At 65.1% G+C, this 4,143-nt stretch carries 3 protein-coding genes and 4 pseudogenes; 2 read left to right on the top strand and 5 right to left on the bottom strand.

Annotation, left to right across the window (positions count from 1 at the left end; genetic code table 11):
• Positions 1–293: 293 nt before the first annotated feature.
• Both JOZ76_RS38645 and JOZ76_RS38650 read left to right on the top strand, forming a co-directional pair.
• Positions 294–986 (top strand): annotated as a pseudogene (locus JOZ76_RS38645) (tyrosine-type recombinase/integrase); the annotation flags it as partial.
• 150 nt (positions 987–1,136) lie between these two features.
• Positions 1,137–1,334 (top strand): annotated as a pseudogene (locus tag JOZ76_RS38650) (transposase zinc-binding domain-containing protein); the annotation flags it as partial.
• 81 nt (positions 1,335–1,415) lie between these two features.
• On the opposite strand, the gene JOZ76_RS38490 reads toward JOZ76_RS38650, so the two are convergent.
• The 5 genes and pseudogenes from JOZ76_RS38490 to JOZ76_RS35170 form a co-directional block, all read right to left on the bottom strand.
• On the bottom strand, positions 1,416–1,880 hold the full coding sequence (locus JOZ76_RS38490; protein WP_366112833.1) for a tyrosine-type recombinase/integrase: 465 nt from the start codon (positions 1,878–1,880) through the stop codon (positions 1,416–1,418).
• A 35-nt stretch (positions 1,881–1,915) separates the two neighbouring features.
• Positions 1,916–2,290 (bottom strand): site-specific integrase, encoded by a 375-nt coding sequence (locus tag JOZ76_RS38495; protein WP_366112832.1) that lies wholly within the window; start codon positions 2,288–2,290, stop codon positions 1,916–1,918.
• A 110-nt stretch (positions 2,291–2,400) separates the two neighbouring features.
• Positions 2,401–3,306 carry a tyrosine-type recombinase/integrase gene (locus JOZ76_RS35160; RefSeq protein ID WP_291705971.1) on the bottom strand — a complete coding sequence of 302 codons (906 nt, stop codon included), beginning with the start codon at positions 3,304–3,306 and terminating at the stop codon, positions 2,401–2,403.
• Positions 3,306–3,470: pseudogene (locus JOZ76_RS35165) on the bottom strand (tyrosine-type recombinase/integrase); the annotation flags it as partial. The pseudogene JOZ76_RS35165 and the gene JOZ76_RS35160, both read right to left, overlap by 1 nt.
• Positions 3,471–3,549: 79 nt before the next feature.
• Positions 3,550–3,771: pseudogene (locus JOZ76_RS35170) on the bottom strand (tyrosine-type recombinase/integrase); the annotation flags it as partial.
• Positions 3,772–4,143: the final 372 nt, after the last annotated feature.

Below are 4,143 nucleotides of genomic sequence, written 5' to 3' on the forward strand. Positions count from 1 at the left end.
CGTAGCCTCAAGTACGGCGGGGCGAGCAGTCCGAGCGTGTCTCGGCGTTACTGCTATCTCAGTTGCTGATCGTCGAAGCAGGGGAGTTCCAGCAAAATGGCGTTGCCGCCTTTCGGTCAAGGGACTAAACCGCTCGCGCGGTAGAACGCCGGGGCTGGCGACGGAGGCAAGAGGATAGCGCAACGGGGCGTCCTGTCTTGAGATCGAGGGGTTCGACAACCTCTTTCAAGACAGGAGCATCCCCAATGACCAAGCAGGCCATCAGCCCGTTGCGCCCGCGCATGATCGAAGACATGGTGATCCGCAGGCTCTCGCCGAAGACCCAACATGACTACGTGCAAAGGGTCAAGGACTTCGCGATGTTCCTCGGCCGCTCTCCCGACCAGGCACAATCGGAGGACGTGCGGGGCTTCCGGTTGCATCTGGCGTCGATCGGCGCCCATGCGCCAAAGATCAACGCCACGGTCTCGGCGCTGCGGTTCTTCTTCAATGTGACGCTCGATCGGCCCGAGCTTGCCAAGCACCTGTCGTTCATGCACGAGCCACGCAAGATTCCGGTTGTCCTGAGCCCGGAAGAGGTGGCGCGCTTTCTGGAGGCGGCGCCGAGCGTCAAATACAAGGCCGCGCTCAGCGTCGCTTACGGCGCGGGGCTGCGCGTCGCTGAGGTCGTCGCGCTGAAGGTGTCCGACATCGATTCCGAACGCATGATGCTGCGCGTCGAGCAGGGCAAAGGCCGCAAGGATCGCCACGCGATGCTTTCTCCGGTGCTGCTCGAACTTCTGCGCGATTGGTATCGCATTGGCCGCCCGCAGGGCTGGCTGTTTCCGGGACTGAAGCCGGCCAGCCCGATGACGACACGCCAGCTCACGCGCGCCTGCCACGCTGCGGCCGACATGGCCGAGATTACCAAGCGGGTGACGCCGCACACCTTGCGCCACAGCTTCGCAACCCACCTGCTCGAACAAAACATCGATATCAGGGTGATTCAGGTCCTGCTCGGTCACGCCAAGCTCGAGACAACGGCGCTCTACACCCGCGTTGCCACCAACACCATCCGCGAGGTCATGAGCCCGCTGGATCGTCTCACGCCGCTGACGTCCAAGAAGAACGAGCCCACCGGCCTAAGCGGAAGGCGGATGGCGCGTCCAGGATTGGAGGTTGCGGATATCTTCCGCCACCATGGACCGGCGTGGCGTCAAGCCAATGCCCACCATGTGAGCCTCCAGCAGTTGAAGGTGATGTCGGCGATCGAGCGCTGCCGCACGGCGGAGCTCGGCGGCCATGTCGCGCGCTGCGAGGACTGTGCCTATACGACCATCGCCTACAACTCCTGCCTTATGGGCAAAGCCGGTAATGGGGAGCTGGCGGCAACTTGATCGCGCTCCTGCACTAATCACCGCCAACCCCGCTCTCCATTACGAGGTACGCCTGAGGAGTTCGATCAGCTTGTCGGTGGGCTGGAAGACGCCGCGCCGCAGATGGGGCGGCACGATCGCCTCCATCGCATCGAGCTTCTCGGTTGGATCGCCGCGCGTGTAGACCTCGGTGGTCGTCAGCGTAGCGTGGCCCAGCCATAGCGACACTTTCCGGATGTCCCCGGTCGCTTGCAGGACGACCATCGCGCAGGTGTGCCTGAGCACGTGGGGCGAGACGCGTTTCTTGGCGAGACCGGGCTGCTTGCGAGCCGCAGTCGCGGCGTGCTGCCTGAGCAGATAGGCAAAGCCCCATCGGCTCAACGGCTCACCACGGGCGTTGACGAACACCTCGGGTGTCGCGACCTGCCCACGGATGGCGAGCCAGGCGCGCAGTGCAGCGGCCGCCGGCTTCCACAACGGCAGTGTCCGCTCCCGGCGTCCCTTGCCGAGCACGCGGATGCTCATCGAAGGCAGGTCGATGTCATCGACGTTGAGGCCCGTCAGCTCGGAGACGCGCAGCCCTGCGCAGACGCCACGTGCAGCATTGCGCGATCGCGGATGCCATCGCGTGTCGCCGGATCGGGAGCGTCGAGCACGGCTTGGAGCTCTTCGCGCAGAAGGTAGGGCACCAGGCGCGTGTCAGTTTTCTTGAACGGGATCGCCAGTACACGGCGGATCTGCTCGAGCGCTGCCGGCTGCCGGTACTCGAGGAAGCGGAAGAACGACTTGATCGCCGCCAGGCGAACGTTGCGCGTCACGGCTGCGTTTTTGCGCTCGTCCTCAAGATGCTCGAGGAAGGTGCTGACGAGCCCGGCATTGATCTGCTCGAGCGTCAGCGCCGATGGTTTGACCTTGAGCCGGTCGGCGGCGAACACGAACAGCAGCTGGAAGCTCGAGGCATAGGAGTCGCTCGTGTGCCGGCTGGCGCCCCGTTAGCAAGCTAGTATGTCGCGCAGGAACGTCTCGATGAGGGGAGCGATCGGCGTCATGCTGACCTCCCTTCGGACATGAACGCTTCGCCGGCCGTGGCGACATCGCGCAAGAGGTCGGGCGTGGCCTCGAGATACCAGTAGGTCGCGTAGATGTTGACGTGACCCATGTAGGTCGCGAGTGCCGCCATGTGCGCCCCGCACCGGCCTCGCCCGGTAGGGCTGCCTTGCAGCGCGCGCACCGCAAACGTGTGCCGTAGATCGTGCAGGCGAGGACGGCGAGCCGACGTCGATCTGATGCTAGCCTTGTCGACCAGCCTGTCGAAGGTCTCCTTGACGGCAATGTAGCGTAGCGGCCGACCGCGCTTGTCGATGAAGACCGGATCATCGTCTGAGCCGGGCCCGCGACGTGCCAGGTATCGCTGCAAGCCGGCGACCGCCGTGTCGTGCAGCGGCACCAGTCGTGTCTTGCGGAACTTGGTCTCGCGGATCAGCAGACCGTCGCGGGTCACATCCGCGATCGTCAGCTTCAGGGCTTCGGAGATCCTGAGCCCGGTGGATGAGAGCAGCGCGATCAAGGTCGCTTGCGTGTGCGGGCGCAAGCTGCGCATTGGCCGAAGCCGCAGCGCAGCTTCGACCAGCCGACTGATCTCGTCTGTTGTGTAGATGTGCGGCGTGCGACGCTTCTTGCGGGCGCCGAAATGATTTGCCGGCGGCAGCTCGTGCCCGACGTCCTCCACCCGGACATGGCGTACGAAGCGACAGACGGCTCTGAGTCGTGCATCGCGTTGCGCGACGGACGGTCCGAGCGCGGCCCAGTCGATCGCTGTTTTTGTCACCACGTACGTTTGTCCGCGCTCGGCCGCGAAGGCGGCAAAGCTCTTCAGCAGGTACTCCGCGGTCGACATCGCGAAGCCCGTGGCGCGGCGGAGCGCGAGATAGGTCTCGATGGCGTCGAGCATCAGAGCGCCTCCGGCCAGGGCTGAGCAACCTGCTTCAGCAGCGCGACGTCGGCCTTTGCGTAATAGGCCGTCGTGTCGATGCCGCGATGCCGAAGGACGAGGCCGATCTTGTCGAGCGGCACGCCATGGCGCAGCATCTCGGTCGCCGCGGTGTGCCGCAGAGCGTGGGCCTTTGACCGGCGCCACGATGTCGGCCCGCTTCATGATGCGCTTCACCACCGACGAGATGCCGTCGCCTCGTCGGAATGGCCGGCACGGCGCGATCGTGCGCAGGAACAAGAGATCGCGCCGGCGGGTAGACGGCCGGCATTCGAGGTAGGCGGCGATCGCATCCCCGACGTCTTGCGGAAGCGGCAGCCGGACCTCGTAGCGCGACTTGCCGCAGACCCGCAGCGATCCTGTTTGCCACTCGATATCGGTGAGACGCAGTTGCGCCACGTCACCGGCCCGTAGGCCGAGGCGCACCAACAAAAGAACGATCGCACGATCACGCCGGCGCGCACCGGCGCGTCACAGGCAGCGATCAGCCGGTCGACCTGCTCGGTCGACAGATACCGGGGCATGTCGGCAAGCTGCCAATGAGCGTAGGCCGGAACGGCGCCGTCGAGACCTGCCTGACAACGGCCTGCGACTGCGAGATAGCGCAGGAAAGCCCGCAGGCTCGTCGTCATCTTCTCCATCGTGCCACTCCCGCTATTGCTCGCGCGCTCCAGGAAGTAGCTGCGGACATCGTTCGGCCTCCAGCCGGCCGGGTCAGATCGAAGCTCCATCATCAGGCCCGCGGCGTCGCGGGCGTAGAGCCTGACGGTGGGATCGGATGCGCCGCGATGCTTGCGC

Origin of the sequence: Bradyrhizobium sp. (assembly GCF_019244115.1) — a bacterium.
Taxonomy (GTDB): Bacteria; Pseudomonadota; Alphaproteobacteria; order Rhizobiales; family Xanthobacteraceae; genus Bradyrhizobium.

Bases quoted from the DNA above. Each gene is read 5' to 3' on its own strand.
- JOZ76_RS38490 (WP_366112833.1), bottom strand. From the start codon at position 1,880: ATGAGCATCCGCGTGCTCGGCAAGGGACGCCGGGAGCGGACACTGCCG.
- JOZ76_RS35160 (WP_291705971.1), bottom strand. From the start codon at position 3,306: ATGCTCGACGCCATCGAGACCTATCTCGCGCTCCGCCGCGCCACGGGC.